General features: G+C 72.7%; 12 protein-coding genes. 5 read left to right on the forward strand and 7 right to left on the reverse strand.

The annotated features are described in order from the left end of the window. Window positions 1-87: 87 nt before the first annotated feature. Entirely contained in the window at window positions 88-2127 is a 2040-nt protein-coding gene (locus AEQ27_RS16020) for a beta-galactosidase (RefSeq protein ID WP_054147580.1), read from the reverse strand. 194 nt (window positions 2128-2321) lie between these two features. Between AEQ27_RS16020 and AEQ27_RS16025 the strand changes: the two genes are divergently transcribed. The 5 genes from AEQ27_RS16025 (at window position 2322) to AEQ27_RS16045 (ending at window position 7531) form a co-directional block, all read left to right on the forward strand. Then, window positions 2322-3866, forward strand: coding sequence for an ABC transporter substrate-binding protein (locus AEQ27_RS16025; protein WP_152970427.1), 1545 nt, complete (start codon window positions 2322-2324; stop codon window positions 3864-3866). An 11-nt stretch (window positions 3867-3877) separates the two neighbouring features. Next, on the forward strand, window positions 3878-4747 hold the full coding sequence (locus tag AEQ27_RS16030) for a carbohydrate ABC transporter permease (protein ID WP_054147587.1): 870 nt from the start codon (window positions 3878-3880) through the stop codon (window positions 4745-4747). Window positions 4748-4749: 2 nt separating this feature from the next. Further along, window positions 4750-5706 (forward strand): carbohydrate ABC transporter permease, encoded by a 957-nt coding sequence (locus tag AEQ27_RS16035; protein WP_082383682.1) that lies wholly within the window; start codon window positions 4750-4752, stop codon window positions 5704-5706. A gap of 41 nt (window positions 5707-5747) precedes the next feature. Next, entirely contained in the window at window positions 5748-6761 is a 1014-nt protein-coding gene (locus AEQ27_RS16040) for a LacI family DNA-binding transcriptional regulator (RefSeq protein ID WP_054147588.1), read from the forward strand. An 83-nt stretch (window positions 6762-6844) separates the two neighbouring features. Then, entirely contained in the window at window positions 6845-7531 is a 687-nt protein-coding gene (locus tag AEQ27_RS16045) for an SDR family NAD(P)-dependent oxidoreductase (protein ID WP_054147581.1), read from the forward strand. 22 nt (window positions 7532-7553) lie between these two features. Here AEQ27_RS16045 and AEQ27_RS16050 read toward each other — a convergent pair whose 3' ends face one another. From AEQ27_RS16050 to AEQ27_RS16080, 6 genes are all read right to left on the reverse strand, one after another. Further along, on the reverse strand, window positions 7554-8045 hold the full coding sequence (locus AEQ27_RS16050; RefSeq protein ID WP_054147589.1) for a MarR family winged helix-turn-helix transcriptional regulator: 492 nt from the start codon (window positions 8043-8045) through the stop codon (window positions 7554-7556). Window positions 8046-8142: 97 nt separating this feature from the next. Then, window positions 8143-9303, reverse strand: a complete 1161-nt coding sequence (locus AEQ27_RS16055) for a hypothetical protein (protein WP_054147582.1) — start codon at window positions 9301-9303, stop codon at window positions 8143-8145. A gap of 436 nt (window positions 9304-9739) precedes the next feature. Beyond that, the gene (locus AEQ27_RS16065; protein WP_054147584.1) at window positions 9740-10555 is read right to left on the reverse strand and encodes an ABC transporter permease; all 816 of its coding nucleotides are present in this window, start codon (window positions 10553-10555) and stop codon (window positions 9740-9742) included. A gap of 54 nt (window positions 10556-10609) precedes the next feature. Next, window positions 10610-11551, reverse strand: coding sequence for an ABC transporter ATP-binding protein (locus AEQ27_RS16070; RefSeq protein WP_054147590.1), 942 nt, complete (start codon window positions 11549-11551; stop codon window positions 10610-10612). A 91-nt stretch (window positions 11552-11642) separates the two neighbouring features. Further along, window positions 11643-12737 (reverse strand): sigma-E factor regulatory protein RseB domain-containing protein, encoded by a 1095-nt coding sequence (locus AEQ27_RS16075; RefSeq protein WP_054147585.1) that lies wholly within the window; start codon window positions 12735-12737, stop codon window positions 11643-11645. A 158-nt stretch (window positions 12738-12895) separates the two neighbouring features. After that, a complete protein-coding gene (locus tag AEQ27_RS16080) occupies window positions 12896-13207 on the reverse strand; it encodes an antibiotic biosynthesis monooxygenase (RefSeq protein ID WP_054147586.1) in 312 nt (103 codons plus the stop codon). Window positions 13208-13237 lie beyond the last annotated feature (30 nt).

The following is a 13237-nucleotide window of genomic DNA, read 5'->3' on the forward strand; positions in this document are numbered from 1 at the left end:
GTGGGGCTCTCGAGGGGTGGGTGCAGGAGGCGCGGCGCCGGTCTCGGCACCGGCACCGCGCCTCCTGCGGTCGCCTCGCGTCGCGGCTCAGCCGCGCGGGCGGCTCACGACGCGGACCGCCCCGGCGGGCACGACGACGCGGCCGTCGACGGCGTCGCCGGTGATCAGCTCGGTGCCCCGACCGACCACGACGTCGGTCGCGGCCTCGGCGTGGTTGACCAGGAAGGTGAAGTCGGCGTCGTCGCCGTGGCGCACGACGACCTCGAGCCCGCCGGGCTGCTCGACCGGCAGCGGCACGCCGGCGTCGTCGAGCACCGACCGGACGAGCCCCTCGAGGTCGGCCCCCGTCGTGCGCGTCGAGACGTACCAGGCCGACCCGTCGCCGTGCTCGTGGCGGGGGGCCCCCCGGCCCCCCCCCGCCGGGCCGTCGACGTAGCTCGCGACCGCCACGGCGCCTTCGAGGACGATGTCGTCGGACCAGCCGGTGCCGGTCGTGCCGTCGTCGAGCGTGACGACCTGGTCGGCGTACAGGGGCAGGAACTCCGGCACCGAGAGACCGAGCACCTCGCGCAGAGCACCGGGTGCTCCGCCGACGTGGACGGTGTCGTTCTCGTCGACGACGCCCGAGAAGTACGACGCGACGAAGGTGCCGCCCCCGCGGACGAACGCGCCGAGGGCGTCGGTGGTGTGCCGGTCGGCCAGGTACAGCGACGGGGCGAGCACGAGGTCGTAGCCCGACAGGTCGTCGTGCGGGTGACGGAAGTCCACCGTCACGCCGAGGTGCCAGAGGGCCGAATACCAGGCGACGACGCGCTCGCGGTGCTGGAGCTCGACCGACGGGCGCCACTCGAGGTCGTGGGCCCAGAACGACTCGACGTCCCAGAGGATCGCGACCCGCGCCTCCACCCGGCTGCCGCGGACGGCCGCGAGGCGACCCAGGTCGGCGCCGAAGTCGACGACCTCGCGCCAGGTGCGGGTCGCGGTGCCGGCGTGCGGCAGCATCGCGGAGTGGAACTTCTCGGCGCCGTACCGTGACGCCCGGAACTGGAAGAACAGGATCGCGTCGGCGCCACGCGCGAGGTGGCTCGCGGCGTTGCGGGCGAGCTCACCGGGGCGCTTGGCGATGTTGCGGGGCTGCCAGTTGACGGCCGAGGTCGAGTGCTCCATGAGCATCCAGGGCGCACCACCGGCGAGCGACCGGGTGAGGTCGGCGTCCATGGCGAGCAGCACGTGGTTGTCGCGGCGTTCGGCCACGAGGTAGTGGTCGTTCGCCACCACGTCGACCTCGCGGGCCCACTTCCAGTAGTCGATCGACGGGCAGTTGGTGGCCATGAAGTTCGTCGTGACCGGGAGGTGCGGTGCGTGTCGCTTGATCGCGTCGCGTTCGGCCGTGAAGCAGGCCAGCAGGGCGTCCGAGGTGAACCGGGCGAAGTCGAGGCGCGAGGTCTGGTTGACGACCGTGGCCGAGGTGCGCGGCACGTCGATCTCGTCCCACTCGCCGTAGGTCTGGCCCCAGAACCGGGTGCCCCAGGCCTCGTTGAGCGCGTCGAGGGTGACGTACTTCTCCTCGAGCCAGGTGCGGAAGGCGAGCACCGAGTGGGGGCCGTAGTCCTCGCTGATCGGGGCGCCGTACTCGTTGTGGACGTGCCAGAGCACCACCGCGGGGTGGTTCGCGTAGCGCTCGGCCAGCCGCTCGGTGATCGCGAGGGCCGCGCGACGGTAGTCGGGGCTGCTCGGGCTGACCATGCCGCGGGAGCCGCGGCCGAGGGTGACGCCGTCACGAGTGACCGGGTGGGAGTCGGGGTAGGCCTTCCAGAACCAGGCCGGGGGGACGGTCGTCGGGGTGGCCAGGTCGACGTCGATGTCGGCGTCGTGCAGCAGGCCGAGGATGTCGTCAAGGAAGCCGAAGTCGTACTCGCCCTCGCGGGGCTCGAGCAGTGCCCACGAGAAGATGCCGACGCTGACCAGGTTGACGCCCGCCTGCTTCATCAGGGCGATGTCCTCGAGCCAGACCTCGCGCGGCCACTGCTCGGGGTTGTAGTCCCCGCCGTAGCGCAGGTCGGCGCGGCCGGGCAACCAGGTCGTGGTGGCCTGGGGCGTGGGCCGGGCGTCGAGCTCGAGTGACATGCGGTGATCTCCTTTGACTGTGTGCGCTCCCAGTTGTAACACACCGGTATCGACTGCCGGAAGGGTCCGCATCGGTGTTGACAAGCCAAAAGCGCTGTGCGTAACTGTAACCGCTCACAGGCACAGCGACGTGGTTCTCCGAAGTCCGCGCTGTCCCGCCCCACCACAGCTCTTGCTTTCCTCAAGGAGGACGAATGCGCAGCTCATTCCGCCGTCTCGGTGTCGCCACGGTCGCGACCGCCGCCCTACTGCTCACCGCCGGGTGCTCCGGTGCCGGGGGAGGCGCGGCCGACGACGGCCCCGTCGAGCTCAGCTACTGGGCCTGGGCCCCGAACCTCGACAAGGTCGTCGACCTCTGGAACCAGGACAACCCCGACATCCAGGTCACCGTGAACAAGCAGGACGGCGGCGACCCGGCCATCACCAAGCTGCTCACGGCCATCAAGGCCGGCAGCGGTGCTCCGGACCTGATCCAGGCCGAGTACCAGAAGATCCCGACGCTCGTGTCGTCGGACGCGCTCGCCGACATCTCGGACCAGGGTGCCGCCGACCTCGAGGGCGACTTCTCGGAGGGCACCTGGTCGTCGGTGACCCTCGGCGGCGACGGCGTCTACGCCATCCCGCAGGACTCCGGCCCGATGATGGCCTACTACCGCACCGACATCCTCGACCAGTACGGCCTGAGCGTCCCGACCACGTGGGACGAGTACGCCGACGTGGCCACGAAGCTGCACGCCGCCGACCCGACGAAGTACCTCGGCACCTTCTCGGCCAACGACGCCGGCTGGTTCGCCGGCCTCGCGCAGCAGGCCGGCGCCTCGTGGTGGTCGATCGACGGCGACAGCTGGGGCGTCGACATCGAAGGCGGCCCGACGGAGAAGGTCGCCTCGTACTGGGGCGGGCTCGTCGAGAGCGGTGCCGTCGACAACAAGCCGATGTACACGCCCGAGTGGAACGCCGGACTGAACGACGGCAGCCAGGTCGGCTGGATCAGCTCGGTCTGGGCCCCCGGCGTGCTGGGCGGCAACGCCCCCGACACCGCCGGCAAGTGGACCGCGGCCCCGCTGCCGCAGTGGGACGCCTCGAAGCCCGCGGACGGCAACTGGGGTGGCTCGACGACGGCCGTCACGACGCAGTCCGAGCACAAGGAGGCGGCGGTCGAGTTCGCGACCTGGCTCAACACCGACCCCACGGCGGTCGCGGCCCTCGCCGACATCGCCGGCGTCTACCCGGCGGCGACCGACGCGGCGGCCGACGCCCTGACGACGAGCCCCGAGTTCTTCAGCCAGCAGGACGACTTCTACGACATCGCTGCCGAGGCGTCCGAGTCGGTGAACCCGTTCACCTACGGCCCCAACGTCAACGTCGCCTTCAGCGCGTACAACGACGAGTTCGCCAAGGCGGCCGACGCGAAGACGCAGGCGGCGTTCGAGGACGCGGTCACGGCCATGCAGGAGATCACCGTCGACGACCTGACCAAGAGCGGCTTCTCGGTCGAGGAGCGACACCGGGTGGGGCGGCGAAACCCCCCCCACCCGCCGTCGTCACACCCGTCTTCCCCGTCACGTTCGTCTTCCCCGTCACACCCGTCTCGACCCAAGGACCCGGCATGGCCGACACCCTCACCCCTCTCAGCCCCCGCACCGACGGCGCCGGCCCTCCGCCGTCGTCGTCCGGTCGCGAGGCGCCCCGGCCCGCGACGCGCAAGGGCAACGGAAGCTTCCGCACCCGGGTGCTGACGCCCTACGCGATGCTCGCCCCCGGCATCGTGCTCTTCGTGCTGTTCATGGCGGCGCCCATCGTCTACACGCTGTTCCTCAGCTTCCAGAAGAAGCAGGTCGTCGGCCTCGGGCTCGGCTCGGGCGGGGACAGCCAGGTGTTCGCCGGCCTCGAGAACTACGTCGGTTCGCTCACCGACCCCGAGTTCGCCGCCAGTGTCGGGCGCGTCCTGCTCTACGGCGTCGTGCTGATCCCGTGCATGCTCGGCCTCGCGCTGCTCTTCGCCCTGCTGCTCGACTCGAAGCGCACCCGGGCCACGGCGTTCTCGCGTGTGTCGTTCTTCCTGCCCTCCGCGGTGCCCGCCGTGATCAGTTCGCTGCTCTGGGGCTTCTTGTACCTGCCCGCCGTGAGCCCCTTCTACTACGTGTTCGACCGGCTGGGCTGGGACGTCGACGGCGTGCTCGGCTCGGGCACCGTCCTGTTCGCGATCGCCAACATCGCCCTGTGGGGCGGCGTCGGCTTCAACATGATCGTCATCTACACCTCGCTCAAGGCCGTGCCGACCGACGTCTACGAGGCCGCCCGCCTCGACGGTGCCAGCGAGGTGCAGATCGCGCTGCGCATCAAGATCCCGATGGTGGCTCCCGCGCTCGTCATGACCGCACTCTTCTCGATGGTGGCCACCCTGCAGGTGTTCGCCGAGCCGACCACCCTGCGCCCGCTCACGAACAGCCTGTCGACCAGCTGGTCGCCGCTCATGCTCGTCTACCGCGACGCGTTCACCCGCGACGACATCTACTCGGCGGCGGCGACCTCGGTCGTCATCGCGCTCGCCACCTTCATCGTCAGCTTCTTCTTCCTCCGGGTCGTCCAGAAGCGCGCGTTCGGCCAGGAGGACTGACCATGACCACGATCGACCTCGACGGCTCCCGCGACGCGGCGGCCCCGGTGCCCGACCCGACCCGCGCCTCCTCGACGGGCCGGCGACCCTCGGGCAAGGTGCCGCGCGACCCGGCCGCCCCGCGCCTGCACGCCGAACGGCCGAGCGTCGTCTCGACGGTGCTGCTGCTGATCGGCGCCGTCTACTGCCTGTTCCCGGTGCTCTGGGTCGTCATGGCCTCGACCAAGGACGGCGGCGAGCTCTTCTCGACCTTCACCCTGGCGCCGAGCGGTCACCTGCTCGACAACGTCGTCGCCCTGACGCAGTACCGTGACGGCCTGTTCTGGCGCTGGATGCTCAACACGGCCCTCTACGCCGGCATCGGTGCGATCGCGTCGACGTTCGTCTCGGCGCTCTCGGGCTACGTGCTCGCGAAGTTCGAGTTCCCGGGCAAGAAGGTCGTCTTCAACGTGTTGCTGATGGGCGTGCTCGTGCCCGGCGTGATCCTGGCGATCCCGCAGTACTTCTTGCTGGCGAACGTCGGCCTGACCAACACGTTCTGGGGCGTGCTGCTGCCACAGATCATCAGCCCGTACGGCATCTACCTCGCCCGCATCTACGCCGCGGCCGCCGTGCCGACCGACGTGATCGAGGCCGCCCGCACCGAGGGAGCCCGGGAGATGGGCATCTTCGGTCGCATCGCGGTCCCGATGCTGCTGCCGGGACTCGTGACCATCTTCCTGTTCCAGTTCGTCGCCATCTGGAACAACTTCATGCTGCCGTACATCATGCTCGGCGACGACTCGCTGTTCCCGTTGACGGTCGGCCTCAACGGCCTGCTCAACCAGGGGGCGTCGGCGCCGGCGCTCTACACGCTCGTCATCACCGGGGCGCTGCTGTCGGTCATCCCGCTGATCGCCATCTTCCTGGTGCTGCAGCGCTTCTGGAAGGTCGACCTCGCCGCCGGCGCGGTCAAGTAGTGCCGGCGGGCCCGGCGCCGGCGGCACCCTATGCTGGCCGCGTGAGCAGCGCGACGGGTCGGGGACGACCGACCATCGACGACGTCGCGACGGCGGCGGGTGTCTCGCGGGGCACCGTCTCGCGGGCGCTCAACGGCGGTCGCTGGGTCAGCGCCGAGGCGAAGACCGCCGTCGAGGCGGCCATCAAGGCCACCGGGTACCGCGTCAACCCGCACGCGCGCAGCCTGGCGACGAACCGCACCGGCTCGGTCGCCTTCCTGCTCACCGAGGACCACCAGCAGCTCTTCGAGGACCCCAACTTCTCGATCCTGCTGCGCGGGGCCGCCGCGGCCCTCGCCGACCGCGACGTCTCGCTCGTGCTGATCATGGCCGGGTCGCCGGCCGAGCAGCAACGGGCGCTGGCGTACATCGGCGCCGGCCACGTCGACGGAGTCCTGCTCGTCTCGGCACACAGCGGCGGCCGCCTGCTGACCGACGTCGTCGAGTCGGGCGCGGCGGCGATCGCCTGGGGCCTCCCGCTCGGGCACGAGAAGAAGATGGGCTGGGTCGCCGCCGACGACCGTGAGGGCGCCCGTGAGATGGGGGCCCCCCCCCGCGGTCGGGGGCGCCGCCGCACCGCCACGATCACCGGCCCCGCCGACACCCCCGGCGGCATCACCCGGCTCGAGGGCTACCGCGCCGAGCTGGGCGACGACCTCGACGAGTCGCTCGTGCGCCACGGCGACTACGGCCGTGAGAGCGGTCGCGTCGCGATGGCCTCGCTGCTCGCCGACCACCCCGACGTCGCCGCCGTGTTCGCGGGCAACGACCGCATGGCCGCCGGGGCGATCGACGCCCTACGGGCCGCCGGTCGTCGGGTGCCCGAGGACGTCGCCGTGGCCGGGTTCGACGACTCCCGCGTCGCGACCGAGACGACACCGGCGCTGACGACCATGCGTCAACCGTTCGACCGCATCAGCAACGAGATGGTGCGCCTGCTGCTGCAGGTGATCGACGGCGAGAAGCCCGCCGCGATGACGCTGCCGACCGAGCTGGTGGTGCGCGCGTCCACCTGACGCGACCCGCGCCTCCTGCGGGGCCCTCCTCTCCCGGCGACGTCGCGTCCGACGTCACGACCGGCGCGCGTAGGGTCGGCGACATGACCGCTCTCGACGGAGCCGTGGTGCTCGTGGCCGGCGCGTCCGGCGGACCCGGCGTGCGCGTCGCCGCGATGCTCGAGGACGCGGGGGCGGTCGTCGTGCGCGCGGCGCGTCGCCCGGACTCGCTGTCGGGGCCCGGCGCCTACCTCGCCGACCTGCGCGCCCCGTCAGGAGGCGCGGCGCTGGTCCGTTCGGCCCTCGACGAACACGGACGCCTCGACGGCGTCGTGGTCGCCGCGGGCGTCGTCGCCTTCGGAGCGGCGAAGGACCTCGACGACGACACCCTCGACGAGCTCGTCGCGACCAACGCGCCCGGGCCGATCCGGTTGCTGCGCGGCGCCCACCCCGCGCCCGCCCCGTCCGCCGCGGCCGGCCGGAAGCCGTTCGTCGTGACCATCAGCGGCGTCGTGTCCGAGGCGCCGACCGTCGGGATGGCCGCGTACTCGGCGTCCAAGGCGGCCCTGGCGGCCTTCGTGTCGGCCGCCGGACGGGAGTACCGGCGCGACGGCATCCGCGTGCTCGACGCGCGCCCGGGGCACACCGACACCGGACTCGCGACCCGGGCCGTGGCGGGGCCGGCCCCGGCGGTCGGCGCGGCCCGCGGCCCGGGCGCCGGGGCCGAGCGCATCGTGCGGGCGATCGTCGACGGCGAGAAGGACCTGCCCGGCTCGGCCTTCTCGAGCTGAGCCCTGGGCGGCTCGACGCGGGTCAGCTGAACTCGTCGCCGACCAGGCGCAGCAGGTCGGCCAGCTGGGCCTGCTGGGCGGGTGACAACGAGTGCAGCCGGGCGCTCTCGGCGTCGACGAGGCTGAGCATGGCGGCGTCGACCCGGGCGATGCCGTCCTCGGTCACCCGGACCAGCACGCCGCGGCCGTCGCTCGGGTCGCCGCGACGTTCGACGAGTCCGCGCTCGACGAGACGGTCGAGGCGGTTGGTCATCGTGCCACTCGTGACCATGGTGGCCGTGACGAGGTGCTTCGGGCTGAGCTGGAAGGGGTCGCCGGCCCGACGCAGGGCCGAGAGCACGTCGAACTCCCAGATCTCGAGGCCCGCGTGGGCGAACGCCTCGCTGCGGATGCGGTCGAGGCGTCGCGACAGGCGGCGGAGGCGCGAGAAGACGTCGAGGGGTGCGAAGTCGATGTCGGGGCGCTCGCGGGCCCAGGCGTCGATGATCAGGTCGACTTCGTCGTTCGTGGCCACGGTGCTGCGTTCCCATCGGTCGGTTTCGGACTCCTCATCTTCGTCCACCTGCCGGTGAATCGTCCGCACGGGTCGCCGGGGCGACCTCGACGACGCGCTACTGGTAGGTCACCAGGTCGGGCGTCGGCGACACGTCGGCCATCGTCTGCTCGGGCGAGAGCATCGGGGCGCCCTCGTCGAAGAAGTTCTTCCAGCCCCAGGCGACCCCGGCCGGGGCACCGTCGTGCAGCCTGCGCCAGGTGGCCTGCTTGTCGGGCTGCGAGCCCTGGCCGTCGGCGTGGATCAGCGTGGCCAGCTCGGGCCGGGACGTGTCGATCGACGCCCGATCGCGCAGCATGTCGAGCCGGAACTGGTGCAGGACGAACATCTTCGGCGGCAGGCCCTTCGACGCCACGAGGTCGGCCAGCCAGGTCGACACGGCGTTCACCTCGCCCGCCTCGACGCCGCCGATCTGTCGCAGCGGCACCTGGTCGGCCTCGAGGCGCCATTCGGGGTCGAGGGCCAGCCCGACGTTCGGCCGCAACAGCAGCGACTCGTAGCGCTTCGCCTGGCTCAGGAAGTCGGCGCGCCCGGGCTGCAGGTCGATCACCACGTACTGGCCGGCGGCGGCGGCCGCGTCGACGTAGGGCTCGATGCTCGCGACCGACAGCTCGTTCGAGTAGTCGCCGTCGTCCCCCGCGGCACCGGCGGCGACGGTCGCGATGACCTCGAGCATCGGCACGACGGGCCGGTCGCTCGCCGCGTCGTAGCTCGCCGCGACGTCGGCGGCCCGCTGCACGGTCGAGGCGACGTCCTGCTCGCCGAGCACCCCGAGCGCCCCCGTGCCCGGCGCCCCGTAGAGCGCCACGAACCGTCGATCGGGGAAGAACCGCTGCCCGCCGCCGGGCAGTTGCGCACCGGACCGGGCGGCCGTGACCGACCACGCGGGGTCGCGCACCGCCGTGAACGTCGACCCGATCAACACCGTGTCGGTCGTCGTCGAGGCGTGCAGCGCCTCGATCGCCTCACCGGAGGCCTGCAGGTCGACGACACCGTCGGGCAGGGTCTGCACCCCGGCACCCGCGGCCCGCGCGGCGGCCGCGGCCGCGACGTCGTCGGCCCCCGCCACGCCGGCGCGGGCGTCGGCGCGTGGCGGCGCCGCGTCGGGCACGGCGACCGGGGGGGCGCGGGTCGCCACCGCGACACGCGGCCCGCCGATCGCCCCCGCGTCGCCCCCCGCCAGCACCGTCTCGACGCCGAGCCGGTCGAGCTCGGCCACCAGGCCGGAGGGCCCGGTCGACGGGCCGCCGGCGGCGCCCCGGTCGACGGCCCGGCGGGGGCGAGCGGCCTCGGCCCCCCGGGGCGTACCGCCTCGTCTGCCGCCTCCGCCTGGCCTGCCTCGTCCCCGTCCGGGGCGACGACCGCCACCGGACTCGAGGCGAACATCGCCCGGCTGGCTTCGACGGCCCTCTCGGGGGCGGTGGCGGCGCCGACCACGGTGACCCGCGCCTCCTGCTGGTGGGTGACGAGGGCCGTGCGTCCGTCGGCGTCGTCGACCGAGGTCGACGTGCAGCCGGCCGCGGCGAACAGGGCCACGGCGGCGAGCGTCGTCGCCACGGTCAGGTGGGTCGGGGTGGGGGGGATCAGGGAGCGGCGGGGACGGGAAAACACCGATCCACGGTAACCGCGACCGCCGACACCGGCGCGCCGACGGGTCAGCTCAGGACGTCCTTGGTGGTGAACCGGCCTAGCGCCAGGGCACCGAAGACCACGACGTAGCCGGCCTGCAGCAGGGCGTTGGCGCCGAACGAGTCCCACGAGACCGGGTCGCGCATCAGGTCGGCGAAGCCCAGCCAGTGGTGCGTGAACAGCCAGGGGTCCAGGACGTCCAGTTGCGGTAGCGCATCGACGATCTGCGCGACGGTCGAGAGCACGATCGTGGCGGCCATGGCACCGACCGGCACGCTCGTCAGCGTCGAGGCGAACAGGCCGATGGCGGTCAGGCCGAGCAGCGACATCGTCACGTACAGCGCCATGAGCAGCAGCCTCAGCGCGTAGTCGCCCAGGCCGATCGTCTGCCCCGAGAGCAGGGTGACCGGCCCGACCGGGAACAACGCGGCACCGGCGATCGCCCCGAAGACGACCACGACGAGCGTGGCGGCGAGGCAGAACGCGGCAGCGGCTGCGTACTTGACGAGCAGGAGGCGCACCCGGCCCACCGGGGTCACCAGCAGGTACCGCAGGGTGCCGAGGCTCGCCTCGCCCGCGATCGTGTCGCCGGCGACGACCCCCACGGTCAGCGGCAGGAAGAGCGGGATCGCCACCGTCAGGGCGGTGAGCGAGACGAAGAGGCCGTTCTGCGTGATGTCGCCGAGGAAGGCCGGTCCGCGACCACCGTCGCCGTCGGACGACGTGACCCGGACGGCGACGGCGAGCAGCACCGGGATCAGGGCCAGCGCGGCGAGCAGCGCGATCGTCCGGACGCGGCGGAAGAGCACCGCCAGTTCGCTCCCCAGCAGGGCGAGACCCAACCCGCCCCGCGGGCGGGCGGCGGGGTGGGCGGCGCGGGACGCCTGCCGGGGGGGTCAGCCGGCGACATCGAAGCCCTCCCCGGCCAGGTCGACGAAGCGGTCCTCGAGGCCGGCTCCGGCCACCCCGCACCCGCGCGCGCGAACGTCCGCGGCGACGAGGGCGACCACGATCGACTCGGGCGAGAGCCCCTCGACGGCGAGCTCGGCCTCCACGCTCACCGAACCGCCTGCGGTCGCGGGCGTCGCGTCCGGCCGGGCCCGCGCCTCCGGGGTGAGCCCCAGGCGGACGAGGACGTCGCGGGCGGCGTCCGGGTCGGGCGTGAGCAGGCGGACCCGGTGCGTGCCGAGTGCTCGCAGGTCGTCGAGCGTGCCCTGGGTGAGCAGCCGGCCGGCGCTCATCACGCCGATGTGCGTGCACATCTGCTCGACCTCGCTGAGCAGGTGGCTCGAGACGAAGACGGTCGTGCCCTCGTCGGCGAGGGAGCGGATGAGCGTGCGGACCTCGCGCGTGCCCTGCGGGTCGAGGCCGTTGCTGGGCTCGTCGAGCACCAGCAGGTCCCGCGGCATGAGCAGGGCGTTCGCGATGCCGAGGCGCTGCTTCATGCCGAGCGAGTACGCGTGGGCCTTCTTCGAGGCCGCGTGTCCGAGCCCGACGCGGTCGAGGGCGGCGTCGACACGGGCACGGCGCGTCGCGGCCGGGGCCGAGCGGTCGCCCGAGTCGAGGCGGTGCAGGTTCGCCCGGCCGGACAGGAACGGGTAGAACGCCGGACCCTCGACCAGGGCGCCGACGCGAGGAAGGATGCGGCGCAGGTCGTCGGGCATCGACCCTCCGAGCACCCGGATGACACCGCTCGACGCCGAGGTGAGCCCCAGCAACATGCGGATCGTGCTGGTCTTGCCCGAGCCGTTCGGGCCGAGGAACCCGTAGACGCTGCCGTGCGGCACCGCGAGGTCGACGCCGTCGACGGCGCGCTGGCGTCCGAACTGCTTCGTCAGACCGGTCGTCTCGACGGCGAACGCCCCTCGGGACGCATCGTCGTCGGTCGACGCCCGGACGGTGGCGGTGTCGTGGCTCACCGGCCGGAGGTCACTGACGGGCGACGGCGGCCTGCAGCGTCGAGGCGTCGACCGCCCCGGCGAAGACCCGGCCGTCGTCGGTGAGCAGGACCGAGACCAGCGAGGTCTCGAGCACGCGACCCCCGTCGACCTTCGTCGTCAGCTGGTCGAGCAACCCCGTGGTGTCGGCGTCGGCCGACGAGGTGCCGTCGGTCGACCCCGCTGCCGGGGTGACCCCGACGATCGTGCTCCAGCCGGAGCCGATGACGGTCTTCTCGGCGTGCGCCGCGTCGCCGTCCGACCGTCCGGAGGTGCCGGTCGGCACGGTCACGTCGGTCACGGTCGCGTCCGCCGGCGGAGTGAACGCGAAGACGGACTCCGCAGGGGCACCGAAATCGACCGAGGTGAACCCGGCCGACAGGGCCGGGTCGCTCTGCCCCTTCGCGGCGACGACGACCTTGAGCGGGATGCCGGTCTCGGCGTCGACGGTGAGGGTCGCACTCGCGACGAGCGTCGAGGAGTCCTCGGGGGTGAGGACGACCTGGTAGGCGTCCCGTCCGGCCACCCTGACGTCGGAGTCGGCCGTGACGGTCGTCGTGGGCTCGACCGACGACAGGACGAGGTCGGCCAGTTCGGCCGGGGTCTTCGGGACGGCGGTGCCGTCGGGCAGGGCGCTCGGCTTCTCGGTGGCGCCCTGGTCGGGCAGCGTCGCGTGCGTCGCTTCTTTGGTCTTCGAGTCGTAGGCCCACACGCTCGACCCGTTGCGGATCACGTTGCGCTCGGCGAGGTCGTCGATGACCTGCACCCTCTGCTTCGTGGCGCCGTCGGCGTAGACCTTCGCGGTGTGGTTGCCGGTCAACAGGTCGAGGGCGCCGGCGGCGTCCGACGACGACCCGCCGCCCGTGGCCCGGGGCGACACGTCGGGCAGCCCGAGGTCGGAGGTCTGCTCGATCGTGCCCGAGTAGGACGCCCCCGAGCTCGAGGCGGCGAGGGCCAGCACCTGCTGCGGGGTCTTGTCGGGCAGGTCGACGTCGGCCGTGGCCGAGACGGCGGGGACCACGATGCTCGCGGCGATGACGGCCACGGGGACGGCGGCGGCGGTGGCCCAGCGGGTGGACTTCTTCATGACGATCGCGACCTCTCACGCCGGGCCCCGAGCGGGTCGGCGATTGGGCAGGAGACTACGCGCGAAGCCTGGAGATCGCTGTCATCCTCGGCACCGGTCGCTCGACGTCGAACGAGCCTCGCCGGGCGCGGGTGGGCGCGTCGTCGCGACCACTCCGGTCAGAGCTCGACGACCTCGAACTCGAGCAGGTCGGCACCGGTCGCGACGGGGCCGCGCGGGGCCTCGCCCGACCCGGCGGGGCGGGCGTGGGCGGCCTTCGCGCCGTCGGCCGACCAGGCCGCGAAGTCCTCTTCGCTGCGCCAGGTCGTCACCACGAAGTAGCGGTCGTCGCCCTTGACGGGACGCAGCAGCTGGAATCCCTCGAACCCCTCCGCCCCGTCGACCGAGTGCTTGCGCGCGGCGAAGCGCTTCTCGAGCTCGGCGCCCGAGCCTTCGGGGACGTGGATGGCGTTGATCTTGACGACGGACACGACGGTGCCTTTCGGTGGAGGGGCTGGGGG

Origin of the sequence: Frigoribacterium sp. RIT-PI-h (assembly GCF_001297205.1) — a bacterium.
GTDB lineage: Bacteria > Actinomycetota > Actinomycetes > Actinomycetales > Microbacteriaceae > Frigoribacterium.

What these genes read in the sequence shown, in the direction of transcription:
- AEQ27_RS16075 (WP_054147585.1), bottom strand. Translation starts at nt 12,737, where the DNA reads ATGAAGAAGTCCACCCGCTGGGCCACCGCCGCCGCCGTCCCCGTGGCC.
- AEQ27_RS16025 (WP_152970427.1), top strand. Translation starts at nt 2,322, where the DNA reads ATGCGCAGCTCATTCCGCCGTCTCGGTGTCGCCACGGTCGCGACCGCC.
- AEQ27_RS16045 (WP_054147581.1), top strand. Translation starts at nt 6,845, where the DNA reads ATGACCGCTCTCGACGGAGCCGTGGTGCTCGTGGCCGGCGCGTCCGGC.
- AEQ27_RS16035 (WP_082383682.1), top strand. Translation starts at nt 4,750, where the DNA reads ATGACCACGATCGACCTCGACGGCTCCCGCGACGCGGCGGCCCCGGTG.
- AEQ27_RS16020 (WP_054147580.1), bottom strand. Translation starts at nt 2,127, where the DNA reads ATGTCACTCGAGCTCGACGCCCGGCCCACGCCCCAGGCCACCACGACC.
- AEQ27_RS16030 (WP_054147587.1), top strand. Translation starts at nt 3,878, where the DNA reads ATGCTCGCCCCCGGCATCGTGCTCTTCGTGCTGTTCATGGCGGCGCCC.